The sequence below is a fragment of the Edwardsiella hoshinae NBRC 105699 = ATCC 33379 genome (genome assembly GCF_000474215.1).
Taxonomy (GTDB): domain Bacteria; phylum Pseudomonadota; class Gammaproteobacteria; order Enterobacterales; family Enterobacteriaceae; genus Edwardsiella; species Edwardsiella hoshinae.
The window spans coordinates 17,187-39,355 of record NZ_BAUC01000003.1; the positions used below are offsets into that span (position 1 = coordinate 17,187).

The window sequence follows — 22,169 nt, forward strand, 5'->3', positions numbered from 1 at the left end:
CTCACCAAGATGGCGAGCCGGTACGACGCGCTTTGTCGCGGGGTCATCTGCGTGCGCCTCGACCAGGCAGCGCGCCTTGAGCACCTCGACGCTAACCTCGCTGTGGCTAACGGTGTCTCGCGGCCTGAAGGCCGCGTTCGCACCTCATCAACCTACTTAGCCACCAGTTGCCCATTGAGATGACGATAGATACTCATCTTGCTAATGTTTAGTAGTTGGGCAACCTTCTTCTGATTTTGCTGATTACGCTCCAAGTAATACTGAATGATCTGGTTTTGGCAGTGGTTGGTCATCAATTTGAAATCATCCAATAGGGGGATCTGGCAGACCAACACATCGCCCTCTGCGGCGGCGACCTTTTCCGCTATGTTAGCGCCCTCTTCGCTCAGGCAATAACGTTGCAACAGTTGGTTCGGTGAGAGGGCGGGAAAAACACGGTAGAGGATGGAAAAGCGCTCTATGATAGCGCGCAACTCGCGCACGTTACCATTAAATGGATGGCGGCACAGTTCCGCCAGAAGCGCCTGCTCTTTCTGCTCGGTCAAATCACATCCCATTTCTTGCAGAAAACGATGCCCCAGAAAACAAATATCATTATCTCGGCTACGCAAGGGTGGGATCTGAATATGGAGCGTATTCAACCGATAATACAGATCACTACGGAACAGACGCTCACCAATCTGCCCCTGTAAGTCCTGATTAGTCGCGGTGATAATACGGACATCGACCGGCACGACCTCGTTACTGCCAATACGCATGATCTCTTTTTCTTGCAAGACACGTAGCAGCTTGGTCTGCATATTCAAGGGTAATTCACCAATCTCATCTAAGAAGAGCGTGCCGCCGTGCGCCAACTCGAACAGCCCGGCCTTACCCTTACGCGTCGCCCCGGTAAAGGCGCCATCGACATAGCCAAATAGCTCACTCTCCAACAAGTTTTCCGGAATCGCCGCACAGTTAATCGCGACAAAGGGACGGTGGCTGCGCGAGCTGTTGCGGTGAATGCTCTGGGCGAATAACTCCTTACCGGTGCCCGACTCCCCCTGGATCAAGACGTTAGCCTGGGTCGCGGCATAGTGTAGCACCAGCGTTTTCAGCGCCTGCATCTTCGGCGAGGCGGTTAGAATATCATCGATGTCATAACGCGCAACAAACCCTTGGCGATGCCGCTCTTTCTCGCGTAGGCGGTGTTCGGCATGGCGGATCAAGCGCGAGGCCGACAGCGTACAGACAACCCCCAGACTACGTCCTTGGCTAATAATTGGGACTCGGTTCGCCACAAAGGTTTCACCTTTGACCTCTAGCACTTGCCCCAATTGACTCTGTTGGCTTCTTAACACGTCCTGGGTTTGAGACTCGGGGATTAGGGTACGGATCTCCAACCCCATGACTTCCGACAACTCGCATTGCAAGATCTTGAGCGCCGCAGGGTTGACCTGGATGATGCGATCTTGATCGTCGGTCACAATCAGGGCCTCGGCAATCGTCGACAGCATCGTATCCAGTTGTGCGGCCTTCTGACGGCTTTCATCCTCCGCCTGCGCCAACAATATGGCTTGCTGCAACGCGCGATGAATCGCATCTGCATCCGCCGTCAATAAACGCGCATTCACCCCCAAACGCTGCGCGGCGCTCACCACCAGGATCCCGCCCACGATAATATCTAACTGGCGCATATCATCATGCTGCAACAGCGCATCGATATCCTCCCGGCTATGGAAGACATCCTGGTAGATACGCATCCCCAATGCCTGAGCAATCAACTCAACCCCTGGTAACGGTTGGTGATAGCTGATCACGCCGATGGTCGTAGCCTGACCACGTAGCGGCAACAGTAGCGCCAACAAGTCTAAGGCGCTCGTCTCAATCGAGACGACCGGTTTGTGCGTATATAAGTGGATTTTCTCCGCAGTACCGCCGCGGCTGATCACCGCCGCGATCTCTTTCGGTAAGCAGGACACCTGACGCGCTACGGCATCAAAAGCCCCATCAATCACCGTTAAACGACAGTTCAACGCGTCAGCCTGCTGCTGTGCCAGCATTGCCAACTGGGGATAAGGCGCGATAAAGGCAAAATGAAACGGGATAGCCATAGCGATTCCTCTGAATGATGTCCCGTTATCGGTCAAGACACATCATTGCCTCTCGGGACAAAGTATAAAATTTCCAGTGTGTTATCTTTTTAAATCATCGGCATACTGGCTATGATACCACCAGCTAGAGCGATGGTGCCGTCTCCTGCAAGCTCGTCGTCACTCGCACTATCCGTTTACTGACGACAGGTACGGCAACGGCATCCCGTGATGCGCTGTCATCGCCGCGCACGTTTAGGGAGCGCGATACGCGCCGCCGGCTAAATTTTCCCGAAACAAACGCTAGCGCATCACTCAACATGTTTTAGATAACACTTTTGCTCTATATATATTGACAATCACATTAATATCGCCACAGGCCATGCGTCAATCACTCCAGGATATCTTGCCGTCGCTACGTTACAACAAAGAAAGTCGCCAATATCATGCGCGCTTAAAACCACAGCCGCATTCACTTCATGATAACTTATTTTTATTCAGCGTGGTTATTATCAGCCAAAAAAAGTCGGCGCAATAAGTTAGTCGCAACAGATAGCCGAGTGATCGTGATCACAATCATCAGAAATATCAATATCTAATTTGAAATGAAGCAATAACAAAAAAGTTATTAATATTCCATCGGGCCTCTCGAAAAACATTAAAAACCAATCAAATTCAGTAACTTGAAAAGTTGGCACGCTAAGTGCTTTATACAATTCGTCGTTTTCCGTTAAATCACTTCCGATTACATAAATGAGTGAGGGTCTTATGGATGGTATGTCTAAAGATAAAAAAACAGCTTATTTGCTTCTCGTTGTCCTATGGCTAGTTTGGGGGAACTTTTGGGTTGTATCAAAGAACGCGCTCCCAGTCATGGGGGGCGCCTGGATGCTCAGTCTATTCAAGATAGCCGGGGGGGTTGTCGTATTATTTATCGTGCTTTTCATTAAAAGAAATAGCCTGTCAATGACACCACCGCCATTTATCCCAACACTGCTTTACGGATTGACGCAAACCACCGGTTTTACTGCACTGACGGTTTTCGCTCTCACCCATGGCGGCGCTGGTAAAGTTTCGGTACTGGCATATTCAATGCCAATTTGGGTTATTGTCTTAAACACCTTGGTGTTAAAACAAAAACTAGCCGTTAGTCAAGCGATGAAGCTCGCTATTCCGATTATTGGCTTTGTGATCGTGGTTGCCCCTTGGAATATTAATGAAAGCAAACAAGTCATCTCTTCTGTTATGGCGCTGCTGGGCGGCCTCTCCTGGGGGGTTAGCGTACTTATCCTGAAATGGATTCTGAAAAAGAACCCTACCGTTAATGTATTAAATCTGACTGCATGGCAAATGCTGTATGGCTTAGTCCCATTGATCGCCTTAGCATGGTATATGCCCCATACGCCGATCGTCTTTAACCAAACATTTATTCTATCTTTCCTCTACATTTCTATCGTAGTCAGTGCGTTGGGCTGGTTCTGCTGGGCTGCTATTGCCAGTAAACTTCCTGCTAACATTGCCTCCATCAACTCACTTGCTGCGCCGGCTGTCGCCATGATGTCTGGTATGATTTTCTTAGGCAATATGCTATCTACAACGGATCTCTTAGGGGTAGCACTGATTTTTGGCGGCATCATTATTATATTTGCGACTTCAAAAAAGAAAAGTAATGAGGGTACCGCTCCGGTAACCGCGTCACAAAAATCATAAGATAATAAATTCACCAATCAATACAAGATAGAAACTTATCTCTTCCCTACAGATTGCCATCCTGTATCAGGATGGCAATTCCCATTCATCTCATCTAGACATCATCCGATGTCCGTCTTACGGAAATCGCCAGAGAAATAACCGACTCAGCGCGGCCTCCTCCATTTCATCACGACCTCTGTCATGCCGATAGACTGAAGGGATCTTAGCGGTTAGCCCTCCCCCTTGTTTCCCCCTCCCCGCTGATTTAGCTTACCTAAACCAGCCAGACAGCAATTACCACTATCAGCACTGTTTCTCGGATTTATCTTTATACATCAAACCATCAACCTCAACCAGGGTATGCTCAATACTGTGGCTAAATCGGCAGTAACCCAGCGAGAAATCGAACCCGATACCCGTATAGTCGCCGAATTCCGCATTGAATAATGCTCTGACCTCTCGGAGGTGATTTTTTACATTAGCCTCAGAGGCAACCTCTTTAATGATAACCAAAAATTCATCGCCGCCGATCCTGGCCACAATGCCATTACTCACGGAGAACACCTTGAGCAGGAGTTGAGAAAAACGCACCAATATATTATCACCAGTCACATGACCATAGCAGTCATTGACTTTCTTGAAGTTATCGAGATCGATGTAGATAAAAACACTGTTGTTAAAAACACCAATCTCATCTAAGGCTGAACGGTTTAACAAACCGGTCAAGACATCTCTAGCCGCTTTATGTTTATATAGGGTAAGTTTGCTATACATGTCTGTCACATCTTTACCAATAGAAAAGATATAATCCTCCCCATTGATACAAACCTTGAATTTAAGTATATCGAAGTAACAAAGCCGGCCAGTCTTATCTTTATAATTAATAATCCTATTATTTATTTTTTCATTAAATTTGTAGGCTATTTCCAAATCATGACACTGAGCAAATAGCTCAGCGGTGCCGGCATCGAAATTTTTACCCAATTCCTGATTAGTAAATCCGATTGGATTAATGTCAGTGATTTTTTTTAGCCAGTCCAAAAAGGGAGGATTTACATAGACGATTTTATGATGAGAATCACGAACGGATATGATCCCAGGGAAATTGAGAATAAAACTCTTGGCGATATCCATGTCCAGCACATCTATCATCTCGGCACCTCCGTAGCATTAATTAAAATAAGTTCAACACCAATTTGCTACAAACCTTGTTCTGGCAAGCATCGTCTCGCCGGACATCATACCTCATTGCCCACACCGGTAAGCTGTCGTGCTAGCGCTAATATACTACCTTGACTCCTGCGGCAATGCACCTAACCCTGTGTTAGCCGCGTTACCGCCCAACGAGCAGAAGTAACGTATTGCTGTGCGCTTACCGGCTGCGTGCGCTATTACGGAATCAATCCTATGCTGGCTAAAGTACCTGCCGCCTTCGCCAACGCCCACCCAGGCAAGCACCAATATGCCCGAGCACAGCGCGGATTAGCTCTGGTCATCGAGGTTTTGGCGGGCACGATGGAAACGGCTTGACGCCATCCCCGTCGGCATCATGGGGAGAGCGCGGCGCTATTCGACTCTCGCGTTTCGCTCACTGAAACGTTATCGCTGAGCGGCGTCTGGGGGGCACTGGGCGACTTGTTGCTGTTCGCGATACAGGCTGAGTATCCTGTGAATTCTTATATAAAAATTTCTCTCTCCGATGGCGCCATATCGCGCTAAGTCTCACGTCATTGTGATTGACAGAATCCCACCCATAACAAAATTGTTTTACAGATAACGATATTGTTATGGGTGCATAAAAAGCCATCTTTGGGCACAAAACAAAAATTACTTTATTTTCAATATATTAGTAACGAATTTTGCCAAATTAAAAGTTGGCACGATATCTGCAAACTTAAAGGCATCATCAACAAACACCTATAGAGAGTGATGCGATATGAGTAATAAAACAATCAGTGATCTGGTGGTACTGGATCTGACCCGTGTATTAGCAGGTCCCTTTAGCGGGATGTTACTGGCTGATATGGGTGCCACGGTGATCAAAATAGAAACACCGGTTCATGGTGATGACAGCCGCTCTTTTGCCCCATTTATTAATGGCGAGAGTGCTTATTACATGAACTTAAACCGTAATAAAAAAGGGATGACCATCAATCTTAAAGATCCCGATGGCGTGGCTATCTTTTTAAAACTGGTTGCCAAAGCAGATATTCTTATTGAAAACTTCCGTCCCGGGACCATGGAAAAACTCGGCGTTGGCTATGACAAATTAAAAGAAATTAATCCTCGCCTCGTCTATGGTTGCGTATCTGGTTTCGGTCACTACGGTCCTTATTCAAAACGTGCCGGTTATGACATCATCGGTCAGGCAATGGGTGGCTTGATGAGTACTACCGGTTGGCCGGGAGGTGAAGCCACCCGCTGCGGTACTGCCATCTCTGATGTCCTCGCCGGTTTGTTTATGACGGTTGGCGTGCTCGCCGCTGAACACCGTGCCAGAGTAACTGGCGAAGGACAAAAAGTGGATGTCGCCTTGGTCGATTCCGTCGTCGCCGGGCTGGAAATCATTAATCAGATCTACCTCAGCTCTGGCCGCCTCCCGGGTCGTAACGGCAACCGTTATGAGTCAATTTATCCTTACGACTCATTCAAATGTTCAGACGGCAGCATGGTTATTGGGGCCGGTAACGATAAATTGTACCATGCCCTGTGTAATCTGATGGAGATGCCTCATCTGATCGAAGATCCTCGCTTCTTGACCAACCCATTGCGTGTCAAGAACCATAGCGCACTGAAAGAAATCATCGAAGAGTGGCTCAGCGATAAAACAATTGATACCGCCACCAATATGATCCTGGAGGTGGGCGTTCCTGCCGGCCCGATCAATACCATTGACCGTGTCGTTAATGATCACCATATCGCGGAAGTGCGCGAAATGTTTGTAGATATGGAACATCCCATCGCCGGCAAAATTAAAGTTACCGGCAACCCGATTAAGCTGAGTGAAGATCATTACGAACAGCCGGAATCCTCACCGCAGTTGGGTGAGCATAACGTAGAGATCTTGCAAAAATACCTGAACCTGAGCGCTGAAGAAGTTAACGCATTAGCGGCCAAAGGAGCGCTGTGATCATGAATAGCTATCCTCTAGACAGCTCATGCTTTAAGCTACCGGAGCGCGTTACGCTGACAGAAGTCTGTCCGCGTGACGGATTTCAAAATATTGAGCAATGGATTCCAACCGAAACCAAAATAAATATTATTGAAGGCATCTTCCGCAGTGGCGCTAAAAATATTGAGGTCACCTCATTCGTTAGCCCGAAAGCGATTCCACAAATGAAAGATGCGGCAACCGTTGCAGAATATGCTGTTGCCATGGCAAAAGATACTGATGTTAACATCATGGCGCTCATTCCAAACGTGAAGGGTGCCGAGCGCGCGCTCTCCTGCGGTATCAAAAAAGTTAACTATATTATCTCAGCCAGTCCCTTACATAACCAAAAAAATATGAATCGGACGCCACAGCAATCATTTGAGGCGCTGTGTGAATTAAAGAAAAATTTGCCTGAAGCAGAAGTAACGCTGGGTGTTGCAACGGCTTTTGGCTGCCCATTCCAGGGAAAAGTGCCGGTTAGTGACGTGATTGCATTAATGCGTTCGGCCCAAGAGATTGGTATCAACAGTTTTACGCTATGCGATACCATCGGTGTGGCTAATCCTCGGCAAGTTGAGCTTTTACTGCATGAAGTTAAGCAGAACTTCTCTAATATTCAGCTCGCATTGCATCTCCATAATACGCATGGGATGGCGCTGGCAAATATCTATGCCGCCATGCTGCAAGGGGTGGATCGCTTTGAAAGTGCCATCGGCGGATTGGGCGGATGCCCCTTCGCTCCGGGTGCTGCGGGAAATGCGGCGACAGAAGATTTAGTCAACATGCTAAATCGTATGGGGATTAACAGCAATATCGATTTAGCCAAACTTTTAGATGTTGCCAATCAGATACGGGAACTCGTACCATGCTCTATCAGTGGCATGTTGATAAAAGCTAGACGTTATGACGAGTTTTCTTTTTAACTAGCATGTAATGCGGAGCAGACATGCATTGTCTGCTTCGCTACAGTGAGGATGTATGGGAAAAACAATTGCTGAGAAAATTATCGCGGCAAAAGCAGGCGTAGCCGAAGTGAGTGCTGGTGATGTCGTTTGGGTAGATGTAGATAAGGCGATGATGGATGATATCCTCGGGCCGCGAGTGCAAATCGCAGAGCAAATGGAAATGCTTAAGATGCCCATTCTGCATCGCGATCGCGTCGTTGTTATTTCGGATCACTACACGCCGCCGGCGAATACCCGCCAGGCTGATATTGTTAAATTCACCCGCGACTGGTCCCACGATCACGGCATCTGTAATTATCATGAATTTAAAGGGCCCTGCCACCAAATCATGGTCGAAGAAGGGCATGTTCTTCCTGGCAGTCTGATCCTAGGCACAGATTCCCATACCTGTATGGGCGGCGCGCTTGGGGCTTTTGCCAGCGGTGTCGGTTCCACGGAAATGCTGGGGATCCTGGTGACCGGGAAAACTTGGCTGAAAGTACCAGAAACCCAGAAGGTCGAGTGGAGTGGTAAACTCCAGCCAGGGGTGATGGCGAAAGATATCTCCTTAAAAACCATCGGCTGTATCGGTCATGCCGGGGCAACCTACCATTCAGTTGAGTTTTGTGGTTCAACATTTGCCGATATGCCGATTGAGCAGCGTATGGCCATTACCAACATGGCCGTCGAGATGGGGGCAAAAGTCGGATTAATGCCGGTTGATAAACTGGCGCAAGAATATTTGCAAGACATGGGCATCACCTCAGAACAATATCAAGTATATCAACCTGATGCCGATGCACACTATATTAACACGCTCCACTTTAATGCTGAGGAACTACCTCCGCAAATCGCTTGTCCGCATAATGTGGATAATGTGACCGATATTATTAATGTCGCAGGGAAAAAAATCGATCAGGCTTACCTGGGTTCATGTACCGGTGGCCGTTATAGTGACCTGGAAGCCGCAGCCAACTTCTTAAAAGGAAAAAAAATAGCCAGTGGCATTCGTTTCTTGGTCTCCCCGGCATCGCAAAAAATTTGGCAAAAAGCCAGCCATAATGGGATCCTGAGCACGCTTGCCGATGCCGGTGCTACCATTCTTGCTCCGACCTGTGGCGTTTGTGTAGGCCTGCACTCCGGTCTGTTGGCTGATGATGAGACATGTATCTCCGCCAGTAACCGGAACTTCATCGGCCGTATGGGAAGCAAAACATCAAATATCTACCTGGCATCACCGCTGTCTGTAGCGGCGGCAGCATTGACAGGATACATCACTTCACCGCAAAACTTTATGTGAGGATGCGATAATGAATGATCATATTCGGGGTAAGGTTTGGAAGTTCGGTGATAATATAAATACGGATATCATCTCACCTCCTCAATATATGGAGTTGAGCATTGAGGATGCGGCGCCGTATTGCATGTCAGCTGTTAATCCTGATTTTGCCGGTCAAGTTAGAGTGGGTGACATCTTTGTCGCCGAGAATAATCTGGGCTCAGGATCTTCACGGGAAACCTCGCCGTTAACATTAAAATACCTTGGCATCCAGGCGGTTGTCGCCTGCTCTTTTGCCCGTATTTTTTATCGCAATTGCATTAACCTAGGTATCCCGGCAATCACCACCCCTCAGGCAGGCGAGATCCGTCAAGGGGATGAGTTAGTGATTGATATTACTCACGGTGAGATTAAAAACATCACTCAGGGAACGGTTTATCAGTGCACTAAGTTGCCTGATAATATCATGGAAATGATCCGTGAAGGTGGGTTGGTCAACTATTTGAAAAAAGTAGGAGCTAATCATGCAAACTGAAACAACGCTGTTCCCTGTCTCCATTGTCAGGGGCGGGACCAGCAAAGGCATTTTCATTATGAAAAATGCCTTGCCAGAGGATGAGGCCTTAAGAGATCGCATCATTCTGTCGATTTTTGGTAGCCCGGATCTGCGTCAAATCGATGGTCTGGGAGGCGCCGATCCGCTGACCAGTAAGCTAGCCATTATCGCTCCATCCAGCCGACCTGATGCCGATGTTGACTATATTTTTGGCCAGGTAAGCATTACCGATGCCTTTATCGATTATAAAGGTAATTGTGGCAATATCTCCTCCGCGGTGGGCTGCTTTGCCATCCATAAAGGCTTGGTACAAGCCAAAGAGCCGATGACCACCATACGCATCCATATGGTCAATACGGGCCGTATCTTAATCGCCCATGTGCCGGTGAAAGATGGTATGCCCTGCGTTGATGGTGAAACACAAATCGATGGTGTACCGGGAACGGCGGCTAACGTTGAGTTAGACTGGGCCGATAGCGGCGGCGCGGCAACCGGATGCTTATTACCTACCGGGCAGGCATATGATCTGATTCAATGCGGTGATAAAAACTACAAAGTATCCATTGTTGATGCGGGTAACGTCACCGTCTTTATTTCTTCGTCCGATTTAGGGCTGAAGGGTACCGAAACCCCCGCTGAAATTATCGCCGATCCCGAACGAATGAAGTTGATTGAGGAAATCAGAGGCAAGGCGGCGCAAAAGATCGGGTTGATTGATGATTGGCGCAAAGCCGCCAGTGAAATCCCCTTTGCACCTTTCTTCTCCATCGTTAGTGCGCCAAAGAAACACACGACATTTAATGGCCGGGACATTGATGAAGTCGACTGCGATATTATTTCGCGCTTGGTTTTCATGCAAACAATGCACAAGGCACATCCGGTTACCGGGACCATTGCATTAGGCGCCGCGGCACGTATTCCAGGCACCCTAGTCCATGATATCCTATCATTACATGCTCATCAGCGTGAACGGCTGAACATCGGCCATCCCAGCGGAATTATCTTTATCGATACTGCGGTTGCTCAGGATGGTAATGGCTATAAACTAGCCAAGTCAGTAGTCAATCGGACCGCCAGAGTATTGCTAGATGGTTACTTCTATCTACGCAGCAGCATTTTGCAATAATATACTGGTAGCGGAAAACGAAAATACTCACGAACCAAGAACACGATCAGTATTCAGATCGTGTTCTGCTGCTTGTTAAATTAACACCATTCCAGCTATGGCTTGCAAATATTACAAGATGCGATTTTCTCATCATCTGTTACAGATCATACCTTGCCGATGAATAGCTGGAATTAGAAAATAGATTTTATTCTTTACGGACAATATGATTATCACCCTAGTAAGCGTCAATAACAGTTGTACCATATGGAGATAAGCTTATGTTTGCCAAAAAAATCCTCTCTAGCGCATTAATACTATGTGGTTTATTTAGTCTGAGCGCGCAGGCGATGGAGCTAACTAGCCCAACGGTAGAAAATAGTAAAGGGCTACAGAATGCACAAATTTTTAATGGTTGGGGATGTACTGGGAAAAATGAGTCGCCGGCGCTGACATGGACTGATGTTCCCGCCGGGACAAAGAGTTTTGCGGTGACGATGTATGATCCCGATGCCCCCACTGGAAGCGGTTGGTGGCATTGGATGATGATAGATATTCCGGCTGATGTACACCATTTAGCTGAAAATGTCGGAGCAAAAAACAGCACTGATTTGCCGAAAGGTGCAATTCAATTGCGCAATGATTTCGGCTATGATGGCTTTGGTGGCGCTTGCCCTCCGGCGGGTGCGAAACCTCATAACTACCAAATTACCGTGTATGCGTTGAATGTCGCAAAATTAGATATTCCAGCGAATGTTTCTCCTGCCTATGCTGGCTTCTTTATTTTGCAACATAAGATCGGTGAAGCCCGTTTAACCGCTCCGACAAATGCACGTTAAGTACCGTTAATATGAAACGTAACAGAGCCACAGAGATGCGACTCTGTTATCCTTCATGTTTTCATCGTGGCGGCGTAGCGCCTACTTGTGGCCCCCGTTGATTTCCATTCAGGCTACTCGCCAAGTGAGCGGCATGTTTGCTTAAACACAATGTCCGCTGCGCCTCCAGCGCTAAAAGGCGTCACTCTGACGATATGAACGCAGATAGCGTTACTGATGCTGCTCCCCTTCCCGATTTCGTCGTCAACCACTCGCCATCCGCTTCGTACTACGCTACGTGCTCAACGCGTTACCATCACCGGCCAACACTCGACTTGGTCACAACATAGTCATCCGCCTGCGTTCAGCGTATCCTGACCAACACAAGAAAAATACATCCGTAACCATGGATGGCTCCGCTACAAAATAAAAAAATCGTTGCGCATTGCAACCTGTTTTTCACCTGCCAGCACGCTATGCATGATAACCGCCGGTAAATGGCGAAACGGGTTGCAACGGCGATGACGTGTCTGCTTTTTGCCTGCCAAGCCTCCCTAAGATAAGCCCTATTTTCTGCCACAGGCCTATCCCTCCCAGCGAACCTGCTGTTGCCAACAGAACAATCATAAACAACGTCAGTGAACCAAAACAGAGAATATCATTACGTCCGCCTGATAATTATCATCAGGTAAGATAACGCTTGGTAAATAATAATCACAAGAAACGAGCAAAAACGATTAAGCTCATTGCCCGCAATACTTAAATACTTGTTGCATTAATATAAGATGAGGAGTAAAAAATAACTCACGATTCAGCTTCTATCTCGCTGCGCCAGGATTAGCATCGCTTCTTTGATATCAATACACTGCGTGCTGAATAACCCTATTGGTTTACTATAAGAACATCTCAGCATGGTGGATACGCTAAGCGCCAGAACGAGCCTAGGATATATAGCCGCGGCACGTTTGTTACGCTTGTGTAAATTATTTCATATTTAATATCCATCCATTTGAATATGGTTTGTAACACACTGAGAAAAGGTAATGAAATGAATTTGTTTGAGCAAACACCTCCCGCGCGTAGGCACTATGGCGTGGCCTTATTTATTGGTTTAATCGCCGGCGTTATTTCGGCATTCGTAAAATGGGGGGCGGAGAATCCCCTGCCGCCACGGAGCCCTACGGATATATTTAGCGCGGCATGTGGCCCTGAGTCATTAATCCGCGCGGCCAATCATATTGATTGCTCTCGTAATTTCCTCAACCCCCCCTATCTTTTCCTGCGTGACTGGTTAGGGGTGGCAGATCCGAATGCCGCGGTGTATACCTTTGCCGGACATGTCTTCAACTGGGTCGGTGTAACACACATTATCTTCTCAGTCATCTTTGCCGTGGGATATTGTGTAGTGGCAGAGCGCTTCCCTAAGATTAAACTGTGGCAAGGGTTGTTTGCGGGTCTATTAGCGCAAATTTTTGTCCATATGATTTCTCTGCCACTGATGGGATTAACACCGCCGCTGATTGATCTTCCTTGGTATGAGAATGTTTCAGAGATCGTCGGTCATCTTATTTGGTTCTGGACGATTGAAATTATTCGACGCGACCTGAGAAACCGGATAACTCATCAGCCAGATCCTGAGATCCCCCTTGGTGAACCTCGCTAAGCTATCCCTTGCATAAACTCGGCCATCGCCGCCTTAATCGCGGAGATGGCCGGTATAACACACAAGAAAATTATCCGCGGCAGCACACTGGTAGCTCCGCGAGCCTTCAACTGCTGGAACAAACACCCGTTACTATATAAGCCACATAAGCCACGATAATCGTCACTCACTGTCGACACGCTTCGTTTCTGCTCGCAACCTGAGGGGTGGTATGATAGACACAGTGGGAATCGGCCATTGAGCTCGCTCCCGACCATCAGAGAAGCGATTTTATCGCCCAGGAGTAGATCGATGCCGCCCTTGAGTCTCGATGAGATCACCTTTCGCAAGTTACGTATCTTCATGACGTTTATGGAAAAAGGTAACATTGCCAGGACGGCGGAGGCCCTAGATATCAGTGGCGTCAGCGTCCACCGCGCCCTGCATACACTAGAGGAGAATGTTCGCTGCCCGCTGTTTGTACATAAAGGCCGTAATTTGCTAGCACAGCCGGCGGCCTGGACCTTGCTAGAATATTGCCAGGAAATTAGTCAATTAATGGCGCGAGGACTGGAGGAAACCCGTCACACGGCAGGCATTGGGCAAGGACGTTTACGCCTCGGGACACTTTACTCACTGACGCTAGAAACCGTGCCGCGCCTAATTATGGGAATGAAACTGCGCCGCCCCGATCTGGAATTGGAGTTAACAATGAACTCTAACCAGGCGCTGTTGGCAATGCTGGAGGACGGCAGCCTAGACGCAATACTGATATCGACTTCAGAAAGTGATATCGACCATAATACCTTGGAAGTCCTCCCCCTGTTTCATGACAGTATCTACTTGGCGGCCCCGCTGAACACCCCCCTGCGGCCCCAGCCATGCGCAGATCTGCGCGATTATCGGGAGCAGAAATTCGTCTCATTGGCGGAAGGGTTTGCGACCTACGCCGGCTTTCAAGAGGCCTTTCATATCGCCGGGTTTAAACCCGAGATTATTACCCACGTGAACGATATTTTCTCGATGCTCAGCCTGGTGCAAGCGGGGGTAGGCTTTACCTTGGTGCCGGGACGCATGCAGGCAATGTATAAACACTCGGTACAGTTGTTAACGTTAGCCTCCCCCTACCAAATGCAACAGCTCATCGCGATTGTCTTCGCCCGCAATCGCGAGCGGGATCCTAACCTGCTGGCGTTAGCGGCAGAGGGGCGGATGTACGCCCACGCCTTACAACACCCCGGTTAATTTGTGGCGAATCATCGCTTGCTCACCACGCATCGTGTCAGTGCTGCACAGCATTACTCCTGGACGCGCTTCGCTAACGCTTGCGCCGTCGTCATCCCACACTGTGCTAATGCGACCGCCTCGCCTTCCCATGCAGCCTGGCGTGTCAGGCGGGTCAATACATTGCCTGGCGGCATTTCAATCGCCAAACGTCCCCCGCGTTCGTTCGCGGCAATCATGGTCTCGTACCAACGAACGGTACGCGCCATGTTCATTGCCAGATCCTCGGCAATGCGCTCCGGCTGCCATAACAGGCGAGCGCTACTACTACTAAGGTAAGCATAACGCGGACGAGAGAGTGTCACCCGGTGAAATGCCGCCAGCAAGCGCTGCGCCGGCTGCGCCAAGAGCGCACAGTGCGACGGGACACTCACCGCCAAGCGTGCTACTTTGCTGGCCCCCGCCGCTCTAGCCCGTGCGGCCACCTCAGCCATCGCCTCGTCACTCCCGGCGATGACAATTTGACATTCCGCGTTAAGATTCGCGATGTAGGCGCCACTGTCTGTAAGCAATGCGCTCATCTGGCGCGCAGTTAACCCCATGATCGCCGTTAACCCGTAACCGTGGGGGTACGCTTGTTCCATCAGATCGCCACGAAGTGCAACCAGCTTTAGTGCATCACTAAAATCCAATGCCCCGGCAATAACCGCCGCCGGATACGCACCGATAGACAGGCCGCTGACCATAGAAGGGGTTACGCCACCACGGACTAACTCACGCGCCCAGGCCACCCCAGCGATCAATAAGGAAAGCTGCACCGCCCGGGTATGCTGTAAGGCATGGGACGCGTCCAGCGTATCCACCTCATCCCCCAGCACGCTCCGCGCCTGGGCTAACTCCGTTCCTGGAAGGTGTCGCAACATGCCTGGATGTTGCGTGCCCTGTCCAGGGAAGGTAAACAAAATGCTCATTCACGCCTCCTGGCCCCATGGGTCGCGCACGAGGCGTGGCCCATACGAGGTTTTTAACAATACTTTTTCGCTGCGCCGCCATTCATTGAGAGCAAATGCGCCGAGTGCCGTCTCTACTTGCGTATCCACTCGACAGGGCCCCGTCGCCAACTGTTGGCACCATCTCGCCACCACTTCGCCTGACAGCGGTCGAGGTGCACGGATCAGTAAGTCCAGATCGCTGGTCACATGGATCACCGGTCGCCCCGTCGCTAATGCGTACCCCACGCTACCGGTGATTCCCCATTCCCACGGCCACACTTGCCGCGCCAAGCATAAGGCCATCTGTAGCGTGGGCTGGGTGATAAAGTTTGAACGCAATAATCTTGGCACATCAGCCAACGATAGGGGCGTGCAGACGCGCGTGATCGCCGCGGGCTTAACCCAGCCGGCGGCCCGCTGCTCACGACTGACACCCCGGACGCCGACGGGGATCCTGCCCTGTGCGTCAACATCACGCCGCACAACCAACGGTAGGTCGAGCGTCCAGTGCTGATCCAGCCACTCCGCCGTCACCCCCTCGAGGGCATCACGCCTGTTCAGCCACACAAGATCATGCGGACGTAAGGGTGCCATCTTCATTTAATAGCCTGCTGTCAGTGAGATAAACAACGGCAGCGACAAAATACACAGTACCGAGCTCAACAGTAACACCGCCTCCGCATCCGGTGACTGGACACCAAAACGATTACCGAACACCACCCCGAAGAAACCGGCGGACAACGCAACCATGAGAATGGCCGTGATCGCCAACGCGCCATGTAAGCCGAGGGCCAGCACAATGCCCCAAGCTATCGCCGGTTGAATCAACAGTTTGGTAACGGTGGCGCTGATCACTATGGTATTGATTTGTAGCTTACGGGCGGACAGGATCACCCCGGTCAGGAACAACGCCGCGGCAGTGGCGGACAATCCTAACGGTTTGATCGCCGCCAGTAGCAATGCCGGCATGCTGATGCCGAGCGCCGACAGCACAACCCCCAACAGCGGCCCCAGGACGATTGGCTTCTTCAATGAACGCCACATCAACAGCGGCAACATCGCCAGCGTCGAATCGGCGTTATCGCCCGTCGCGCGCGCCTTCTCACGTTCCAGGATCAGCAAACAGAACGGCGTCATCAGCACAGAACCACAGGCGATAGACGCCGCAACGGAGAGCGAGGTCGAGGCCCCTTCCCCCAACACACTCCCGAGGATCGGCAAACCCAACGCCGCATAGTTCGGCAAGGCCACCGTCAGTGTCAGTACCGCCGCGTCTTGCGGCGCTTTATGAAAGACACCGGTCGCCAAGAAATAGATCGCCGCGTACGTGATCCACATCGCCAGCGTCAACACCAAGATCAACGGTGACTGCGCGACGATCCCAAGCCACGGTGTTTGTACTGTGGCGCTAAATAACGCCGCGGGCAGCGCAAAATCCATGACAAAGATATTGAGCAAGGAAACATTGTTGTTATCTACCATTTTGGCCTTTCCGGCCCAAAACCCCAGCAACATGATGATAAAAATCGGTGCCAGCGCATGAACAATCACATAAGTCATAATTCACCTTGTAACGAATAAACCTGCTAATACAGACGCAATGATTATTATTTTCCTGATCCGCTCGGCCACACAGGCGCATGGCACGCCCGTAAGGCCGAGTCTGTAACTACGTCTTATTTACCAACTCGCTCGCATGGATGAGCGAACGAAAACAGAGCTGCGACGATGCTTAGCGCCTAAGCGGCTGGTGAGCGTCGCATCTTGGCGAGCCTCATGAATGGCGTGTTGTAAGGCGCTGACCACCAAGGCCCGATCGCGTGCTGAGGGGGCATCAGGGTGGGAAATCGCTAGCAGATCCGCAAGCAGCCCCAGCGAAGCATAACTAGTAATGTCATAGGCCATCGGGGGGATCGTTGCCGCCAGTTTCTCCAGCGCCGCCACACTGCGTAGGGTGATGCGGGCAGCGGAAGCTTTACCCATCGCATGGATTTGTACCGTCTCATCATCGAAGGCGATCAGGCGGTTGGCCTGATAACCATGCGCCAAAAACGCCCCCGACATTGCTTTCCCCACGATAAGACCAATCACCGGATGACCGTTCAGACGCGCATTAGCATAGGCCGCGGCGGCCCCCGCCAACGCCTGGTGGATGCCGAATCCCTCTTCACGGCGCCCGTATGCTTGGCTGGGGACATCAATCAGTGCCACGATCGGACGCTTCACGGCGTTATCGGCGTCAGCGTCGATGGTTTCACTGATCACCTTAGCCAAGGTCCACCCCTCTAATAGGCCAACTTCCCCATTGCGAGCGCGAGGAAAGTGGTTATTGGCATCGGGGACTACCGCGACAAAACGGACGGTTTCCGCGTCCAATTCACCATCACGTACCTGCACGGATGGGCACAACCCGCCCAACCGCGGGGCCGCTGGCGCCAAGGTTTCCAACCAGACCTCAGCTCGGTTACGTTTCATGGCATGACTCATCATTTCACCTCCTGGGCAAAGAAGGCGTTAATCTGTTCGGCATCCGCCTGATTGCGGGTATCGAAACGGTTGAGGCGTGCCAGATACGCATCGTAATCGTCGGTACGGTATTGGGCGGGAATACCTTGCGCCAGCGCGCTGTTTAGCGCAGTTTTCACCGCGTTAACCCCATCGTTGACAAGGGCATCCACTAACCCACTGTGATAGCGCACCTCGCCACCGGTCATACGCCAGATAAACGGCCGATCACGGGAATCATACTCGGCAATCCCGGCTTCCTGCTCAATCACCTGCGGGCCATTTAATCCCAGACGCGCCTCGCGGGTGACGATTAAATAGCTGCACAGCCCCGCGGCGATGGACATGCCGCCGAAGCAACCTACCGTTCCGGCCACAATCCCAACTACCGGGGTATAACGCCGCAGATCAACGATCGCGGCATGGATGTCGGCAATCGCCGCCAGACCCAAGTTTGCCTCCTGCAAACGCACACCGCCGGTCTCAAGGCTCAGCACGGCCTGCGTTGGGATGCCATGCCGATTATCCTCGGCGGCCAGCTCCAGCGCCGCCGCCATTTTCGCGCCCGACACTTCCCCCATGCTGCCGCCTTGAAACGCTCCCTCTATCGCTACAACAACTGTCGGCTTACCTTGGAGGGTTCCTTTCATCACCACCATGCCATCATCGGCCTGAGGAACAATCCCCTGCGGCCCCAGCCACGGCGACATCACCCCAGCAAAGGGGTCAAGCAGTTCCCGGCTACTGCCTGCATCCAGTAGTACGCGGGCACGCTGGCGTGCGCTTAATTCGATAAAGCTGTCATCATCATGCATAGCTCACCTCTTCAAAAACCTGTTCGATACGAATGCGCGCCACTCCGGGCGTTGCCCCAAAATCGTGGATGATCATTTCGCCAGCCGGCAAGCGGCTAACCATCTGCAAACGGGCGAATAACGCTTCCCATCGCGCACGGCTATTATCGATGGAAGTCGTGATATCAACGGATAACGTCTGACTCTGATCGGCGCTAAATAACACCTCCATATCCCCAGAGCCCACGACACCGGCTAACGCTTTCCCCTTCAGGGTACGGCTGGCCGGTATGGTTAACCTAATCTGTTCCATAACATCCTCTTAACGCTTTAATAAGGCGATTCAATACGATCGAGAAACAGCGTGGCGGCGAGCAGATCCGCCGCACCGCCCGGTGAAGCGTTCAGCGCCAGCATTTGCTGATCTAAACGGGCTAACGCCTGTACGCCCGCCGGGTGCGCGCAGCCCCCCATCCGCAGTACGCTGCGGGCACCGCGCTGCATCGTGGTGAGTCCGCTCATGCCCGCACGAGAGAGCACACAGGTATCGGGGAGTGAGGTCATGATGGCCATCAAGGCATCCAGCCTGGCCTGATCCTCACGGCTACCGTTGCGTCGGCTTAACCGAAGCTGAGGCAAGCCAAGCTGCATCACATGGGGAAACGCTTGTTGCGCCTCCTCTTTCGCCCCCGGTAGACGATAGCGCTGTGTAACACGCAACCCATTGCTGAAGATCTTCGGCGCCGCGTCATCCGGAATCGTTGCCAATTCCGCGGCCATTATCGCCACCTGCCGCGCCGTGCCGTGTCCCCCGCGCATCGCCAGCGCGCTGACCAACAAGCCCAGCGCCCAGATGGCTCCCCGGTGAGTATTAACCCCGCCCGTTGCCGTCATCATCTGGCGTTCGCCCGCACGGCCGAGTTGTCCGATAGTTTGTCTGAGTGCCATATCTGCCGGGCGCCGCCAGCTGTGTTGCGCCAGCGCCTGAAACATAGCGGTCAGGCTGTATGCGGAGCGCTCCATCAATGGCAGCGATAAATCATGGTGAGCGCCACGCCCTCGTTGATCGACCAGACCGGGTTTCGGCGTTAATCGCGCTTCGGCCAGCAGGCACTGCGTCGCGAGCTCTGCCAACCATGCGGCGCTATCCTCAGGCTGGATTTGCGGCAGGCCTTTCATTACCAGCTCCGGAATTTCGCCGGCGGGTTATAGAGGCCGCCGGACCACGTCACCAAGTCGGCGACACTGCTCGCCGCCAGCAACGAACGTGTTGCATCGGTACGACGGATCCCGAGATCTTCCGGATAAACCACCTTGCCACTCTGGCGTAATGCGGCGACGCGCTTAGCATCAACACCCAAGCCAATATCCGTGATCCCCGCCACGGCTGCGACCATCGCCCGGCGCTCTTCCAAACTCTCCGCCCGGTAAAGATAAGCAATGCCTTCTTCGGTCAAGACATGGGTCACGTCATCACCGTAGATCATCACCGGCGCCAACGGCATCCCAGCCGTCTGCGCCACCTCAACCGCATCCAGTGTTTCGACAAAGGTCGGTTTCACCCCCGCCTGGAAGGTTTCCACCATCTGAACGACCAGCTTTTTCCCCCGCTTAAGCGGATCTGGCTCGGTGATCATATGCAACCAGGCTGGCGTCGCATGGCGGCGACCATGCGGGTCATGACCCATGTTGGGCGCACCGCCAAAACCGGAAAGGCGTCCCTGGGTCACCGTGGACGAGTTGGCCACCCCATCCACTTGTAGCGTAGCGCCGATGAACATATCGACCGCATATTGGCCGGCCAATTGGCACAGCGCGCGGTTAGAACGCATTGAACCATCGATTCCGGTAAAGAAAATATCGGGACGGGCGCGCGTGTATGCCTCCATGCCCAACTCACCACCGAAACAGTGCACACTCTCCACCCAACCGCTTTCAATCGCCGGTATCAGTGTCGGATGCGGATTTAGCGTCCAGTGCTGGCAAATTTTGCCGCGCAAACCAAGCCGCTCGCCATAAGTCGGCAACAGCAATTCGATAGCCGCGGTATTAAATCCAATACCGTGATTCAACGAATGCACCTGATGAGCCGCATAGATGCCTTTGATGGCCATCATCGCCATTAAGATATGCTGTTGTTTGATCAGGCGGGGATCACGGGTAAATAGGGGCTCAATAAAAAAGGGCTTATCTGCGACGACGACATAATCGACCCATGATCCAGGAATATCGACCCGCGGCAAGTCACATTCATCTTCCACCAACTCATTCACCTGAGCGATGACAATACCGCCGTGAAAAGCGGCGGCCTCGACTAATGCCGGGGTATCTTCGGTACTGGGGCCGGTGTAAAGATTACCTTTCCGATCAGCTTTATAGCCGGCAACCAGCGCCACGTTAGGAACCAAGTCGACATAAAGACGCGCATACAGTTCGATGTAAGTATGAATGGCACCGATTTCCAATAGGCCATCCTCCAGCAGTTGCGCGATGCGCAAGCTTTGGGTTCCCGAGAAAGAGAAATCCAGCTTATGAGCGATGCCCTTTTCAAAAATATCCAGATGCTCACTGCGGCCTACGCTTGGCATGATCATATGCAAATCATGAACCTGCCGAGGATTCACCTCAGCTAACATGCGCGACAGGAAGTCTGCCTGTTTTTGGTTATTCCCCTCGAGTACGACGCGATCTCCTGGTGCGATGAGTTTCTCCAACATCGCGCTCATATCTGCGGTGGCGAGAACCTTACCCTGCACCGGTATAGACGCCAGCCGCCGCTGCTTCTCGATATGGCGGGTATTCCAGACGCGTGCGGGTCTTTGCCCAGATAACATTATCAACCTCCTGATTCAGCGAATCGTTTTGATTGCTTGACGTGAGGTAGAGTGTGGGTGGTGGTAATAAAGCAATCAATTAAGCGCGTGACGAGATCATTAACGTCATGCTAATAATTAATGATTACCTGCGCGCGTATCTACCTTGCACTCCCCGGCCTGGGCCCATGAGCGGCCATGGCGACACGTCTGACTATATGGATGGCGGTATGCCAGCATTGAATGGCGTCGCGAAGCATGGTCGTTAGGAGGGGAAAACGGGCAAGATGCGCGTTGCTTATATTATGATCGGCGTACCACGGCACCATAAAAGAAACCCGTCCAAACAAGACGGGTTAAGATATTGCGACGACCGTGCGGCATCATTCCCTATTGAGGCTGATGTGAGTAGTACGCGCATTTGCAGCACTTATCATTATTGCTCTTACGTCTTAGCTAGACGTCGAACACTACGAGGCTGAACGCAATAGCGCGAGTCAATTTTTTGATATAACGCAACGCCCCCGGTTAAATACGCTTAGTTCGGAGAGTTTTTCCTCGGGAACGAAATAACGCCCG

At 51.3% G+C, this 22,169-nt stretch carries 20 protein-coding genes; 10 read left to right on the plus strand and 10 right to left on the minus strand.

The genetic code is table 11. The annotated features are described in order from the left end of the window. Positions 1-152 precede the first annotated feature (152 nt). Positions 153-2,093 carry a sigma 54-interacting transcriptional regulator gene (locus EHO01S_RS00930; RefSeq protein WP_024522193.1) on the minus strand — a complete coding sequence of 647 codons (1,941 nt, stop codon included), beginning with the start codon at positions 2,091-2,093 and terminating at the stop codon, positions 153-155. 747 nt (positions 2,094-2,840) lie between these two features. Between EHO01S_RS00930 and EHO01S_RS00940 the strand changes: the two genes are divergently transcribed. Next, positions 2,841-3,782: a DMT family transporter gene (locus tag EHO01S_RS00940; protein ID WP_024522194.1), complete on the plus strand. Its 942-nt coding sequence runs from the start codon at positions 2,841-2,843 to the stop codon at positions 3,780-3,782. 285 nt (positions 3,783-4,067) lie between these two features. Here the strand turns inward: EHO01S_RS00940 and EHO01S_RS17915 are convergent, their stop codons facing one another. After that, positions 4,068-4,916 carry a GGDEF domain-containing protein gene (locus EHO01S_RS17915; protein ID WP_051355183.1) on the minus strand — a complete coding sequence of 283 codons (849 nt, stop codon included), beginning with the start codon at positions 4,914-4,916 and terminating at the stop codon, positions 4,068-4,070. Between the two features lie 255 nt (positions 4,917-5,171). Between EHO01S_RS17915 and EHO01S_RS19230 the strand changes: the two genes are divergently transcribed. The 9 genes from EHO01S_RS19230 to EHO01S_RS00990 all read left to right on the plus strand — a co-directional run bounded on the left by EHO01S_RS19230 (position 5,172) and on the right by EHO01S_RS00990 (position 14,507). Continuing rightward, positions 5,172-5,294, plus strand: a complete 123-nt coding sequence (locus tag EHO01S_RS19230; protein ID WP_255209541.1) for a hypothetical protein — start codon at positions 5,172-5,174, stop codon at positions 5,292-5,294. A gap of 406 nt (positions 5,295-5,700) precedes the next feature. Beyond that, positions 5,701-6,894: a CaiB/BaiF CoA transferase family protein gene (locus EHO01S_RS00955; protein WP_024522196.1), complete on the plus strand. Its 1,194-nt coding sequence runs from the start codon at positions 5,701-5,703 to the stop codon at positions 6,892-6,894. A 2-nt stretch (positions 6,895-6,896) separates the two neighbouring features. Beyond that, positions 6,897-7,841, plus strand: a complete 945-nt coding sequence (locus tag EHO01S_RS00960; RefSeq protein WP_024522197.1) for a hydroxymethylglutaryl-CoA lyase — start codon at positions 6,897-6,899, stop codon at positions 7,839-7,841. Between the two features lie 55 nt (positions 7,842-7,896). Continuing rightward, positions 7,897-9,162: a 3-isopropylmalate dehydratase large subunit gene (locus EHO01S_RS00965; protein WP_024522198.1), complete on the plus strand. Its 1,266-nt coding sequence runs from the start codon at positions 7,897-7,899 to the stop codon at positions 9,160-9,162. 10 nt (positions 9,163-9,172) lie between these two features. Continuing rightward, the gene (locus EHO01S_RS00970) at positions 9,173-9,676 is read left to right on the plus strand and encodes a LeuD/DmdB family oxidoreductase small subunit (RefSeq protein WP_024522199.1); all 504 of its coding nucleotides are present in this window, start codon (positions 9,173-9,175) and stop codon (positions 9,674-9,676) included. Beyond that, positions 9,666-10,823: a 2-methylaconitate cis-trans isomerase PrpF family protein gene (locus tag EHO01S_RS00975; RefSeq protein WP_024522200.1), complete on the plus strand. Its 1,158-nt coding sequence runs from the start codon at positions 9,666-9,668 to the stop codon at positions 10,821-10,823. Before EHO01S_RS00970 ends, EHO01S_RS00975 begins: the two co-directional genes overlap by 11 nt. A 260-nt stretch (positions 10,824-11,083) precedes the next feature. Continuing rightward, positions 11,084-11,641: a YbhB/YbcL family Raf kinase inhibitor-like protein gene (locus tag EHO01S_RS00980; protein WP_024522201.1), complete on the plus strand. Its 558-nt coding sequence runs from the start codon at positions 11,084-11,086 to the stop codon at positions 11,639-11,641. 1,027 nt (positions 11,642-12,668) lie between these two features. After that, positions 12,669-13,283 carry a YagU family protein gene (locus EHO01S_RS00985; RefSeq protein WP_024522202.1) on the plus strand — a complete coding sequence of 205 codons (615 nt, stop codon included), beginning with the start codon at positions 12,669-12,671 and terminating at the stop codon, positions 13,281-13,283. Positions 13,284-13,574: 291 nt separating this feature from the next. Next, entirely contained in the window at positions 13,575-14,507 is a 933-nt protein-coding gene (locus EHO01S_RS00990; protein ID WP_024522203.1) for a LysR family transcriptional regulator, read from the plus strand. A 53-nt stretch (positions 14,508-14,560) separates the two neighbouring features. Here EHO01S_RS00990 and mdcH read toward each other — a convergent pair whose 3' ends face one another. The 8 genes from mdcH to mdcA form a co-directional block, all read right to left on the minus strand. Beyond that, positions 14,561-15,457 carry a malonate decarboxylase subunit epsilon gene (mdcH, locus tag EHO01S_RS00995; protein ID WP_024522204.1) on the minus strand — a complete coding sequence of 299 codons (897 nt, stop codon included), beginning with the start codon at positions 15,455-15,457 and terminating at the stop codon, positions 14,561-14,563. After that, positions 15,458-16,072 (minus strand): malonate decarboxylase holo-ACP synthase, encoded by a 615-nt coding sequence (locus EHO01S_RS01000; RefSeq protein ID WP_035370165.1) that lies wholly within the window; start codon positions 16,070-16,072, stop codon positions 15,458-15,460. It abuts the gene before it with no gap. A gap of 6 nt (positions 16,073-16,078) precedes the next feature. Further along, positions 16,079-17,038: an AEC family transporter gene (locus EHO01S_RS01005; protein ID WP_024522206.1), complete on the minus strand. Its 960-nt coding sequence runs from the start codon at positions 17,036-17,038 to the stop codon at positions 16,079-16,081. 120 nt (positions 17,039-17,158) lie between these two features. Continuing rightward, positions 17,159-17,968, minus strand: coding sequence for a biotin-independent malonate decarboxylase subunit gamma (gene mdcE / locus EHO01S_RS01010; protein WP_172462870.1), 810 nt, complete (start codon positions 17,966-17,968; stop codon positions 17,159-17,161). Continuing rightward, a complete protein-coding gene (locus EHO01S_RS01015) occupies positions 17,965-18,798 on the minus strand; it encodes a biotin-independent malonate decarboxylase subunit beta (RefSeq protein ID WP_024522208.1) in 834 nt (277 codons plus the stop codon). Before EHO01S_RS01015 ends, mdcE begins: the two co-directional genes overlap by 4 nt. Next, positions 18,791-19,090 (minus strand): malonate decarboxylase acyl carrier protein, encoded by a 300-nt coding sequence (gene mdcC / locus EHO01S_RS01020; RefSeq protein WP_024522209.1) that lies wholly within the window; start codon positions 19,088-19,090, stop codon positions 18,791-18,793. Before mdcC ends, EHO01S_RS01015 begins: the two co-directional genes overlap by 8 nt. Before the next feature lie 17 nt (positions 19,091-19,107). Further along, positions 19,108-19,956, minus strand: a complete 849-nt coding sequence (locus tag EHO01S_RS01025; RefSeq protein WP_024522210.1) for a triphosphoribosyl-dephospho-CoA synthase — start codon at positions 19,954-19,956, stop codon at positions 19,108-19,110. Further along, on the minus strand, positions 19,956-21,611 hold the full coding sequence (mdcA, locus tag EHO01S_RS01030) for a malonate decarboxylase subunit alpha (RefSeq protein WP_024522211.1): 1,656 nt from the start codon (positions 21,609-21,611) through the stop codon (positions 19,956-19,958). Before mdcA ends, EHO01S_RS01025 begins: the two co-directional genes overlap by 1 nt. Positions 21,612-22,169 lie beyond the last annotated feature (558 nt).